The sequence below is a fragment of the Vibrio sp. Vb0349 genome (genome assembly GCF_033338975.1).
In genome coordinates this window covers 1-1,600 of record NZ_JAWOTS010000134.1, presented here as the reverse complement: position 1 = coordinate 1,600, position 1,600 = coordinate 1, and the positions used below count along the sequence as shown (strand labels likewise).

Annotated in this window: 2 protein-coding genes and 1 pseudogene; all 3 read right to left on the bottom strand. The window is 48.2% G+C overall.

The genetic code is table 11. The features are described from left to right. The coding region (locus tag R7Q47_RS23880) for a TVP38/TMEM64 family protein (RefSeq protein WP_318089641.1) at nt 1-551 on the bottom strand (551 nt) is incomplete at its 3' end. 41 nt (nt 552-592) lie between these two features. Then, the gene (locus R7Q47_RS23875; protein ID WP_318089640.1) at nt 593-1,363 is read right to left on the bottom strand and encodes a (Fe-S)-binding protein; all 771 of its coding nucleotides are present in this window, start codon (nt 1,361-1,363) and stop codon (nt 593-595) included. Beyond that, nucleotides 1,360-1,600 (bottom strand): annotated as a pseudogene (locus R7Q47_RS23870) (oxidoreductase); the annotation flags it as partial. The pseudogene R7Q47_RS23870 and the gene R7Q47_RS23875, both read right to left, overlap by 4 nt.

Below are 1,600 nucleotides of genomic sequence, written 5' to 3'. Positions count from 1 at the left end.
GTCGCAATATCCCCCGCCATGTAAGCGAAGATGAATGCGCCTGGCGCCATTGTCAGTAGAGAAACCAGTGCGTAAGTGCTTAGGTTTAGGCTGGTTAGACCGTAAGCGTAGTTTTGTAGGCTGAAAGGGAAGACAGGCACAAGACGAGTCAGAATTAAGAAGCTTGTACCATTTGCTGCTACACCGTCATCGATTTTCTTGAAGATTGGGTTGTCGCCAAACTTTTTCATGATGGTGTTGCGCAGTAGGAAACGTGCCACGATGAATGCCGCTACTGCGCCAAGCGTTGCAGAAAACAGAGCTAAGATAACGCCTTTGCTAGGGCCAAATACGATACCTGCCACAATGGCGACCGCGCTGCCCGGCAGTAGGAAAACACATGCAAGCACGAATGCTGCCACGAATACGGCGTAGCCCCACACACCAAAGCTGGCGATCCAATCTTGTAGGCTCTTGATGTCTGTGATGATTTCAAGAATGCCGGTTTGTTTAGCCGCGAACAGAGCAATAGCTACAACAGCGACAATAAGAGCGATTTTTACGAATTTCATAAGTTCAACTTCACTTAAACCTAATAATTAAAAAGAGATAGCTATACAGACATACACTTGATCAGACCCGCTTTTGATTTGTAGCGGTTGAACCAAGCTTTCACAGGGCTAGCGAGTACGTTGACTGGCGGTTCATCGCCTTGCATGATCACAGGGCCAAACATCAGATCCAGAATGTGCCAAGATTTCGTACCAACACCCATCATGGATGCACGACAAGCTGAGCAATAAACCACGACGTAGTCTGTCTCGAACTCTTCAACACGGCGCTTGATTACGCGTGTTGCCACGTCTGGGTTTGCAGGTACAACCATGCCGCCGAAACCACAACAGCGCGTGTTTTCACGTGTGTGTTCTGGTTCAGAGGTTTTGTAGCCAAGCTCGTTTAAGATCCAGCGAATGCCGTCTCGAAGTTCTCTCTCGTAGCGAGTCGAACACGAATCATGACTGGTAAACACCACGTCCCTGTTTTTTGATTTGCCGCGTAGCGCTTCTGGCAAACCGATTTCTGGAAGCAGTTTCCATAATGAAACCGGCTTTTGTGTGCCGACAGACTTCTTGCTCATGCCGTAGCAGCTTTGGCACGCCACGATGACTTCTTGTGCATCTAGCTTGTCGAAGTCTGCTTGAAGCTGGCCGTAGCGTTCTTTGAATTTCTCTGTTTGACCGATAGCCGCGGTAGGTTTGCCACAGCATTTCTGTACTGCGCCCATTTCTGGGAATACTTCTTTTAGGTAGCTCGCAATGGCCGCTACGCCTTCTGGTGAATAGGATGGCAAACTGCATCCTGGCATAAATACTTTATTACTCATTTTGTCGATACCGCTCGTTTTGCCATAGTGAAGATTTTTGAGAAGCCCAGTTTCTGGTGCATATTGATCGCTTTATGACCCGGCATTGGTGATTCACCATTGTTTGCCTTAACAAAGTCAGTACGTGCGCCTAGGAACATTTCCTTCATCGGGAAGTCTTTCGGACACACGATGGTGCACTGGTCACAGGCGTTACATGAGTAAGCCAGCAATGGATCCATCGACTTGTTGTTCACG

What these genes read in the sequence shown, in the direction of transcription:
- R7Q47_RS23875 (WP_318089640.1), bottom strand. Translation starts at nt 1,363, where the DNA reads ATGAGTAATAAAGTATTTATGCCAGGATGCAGTTTGCCATCCTATTCA.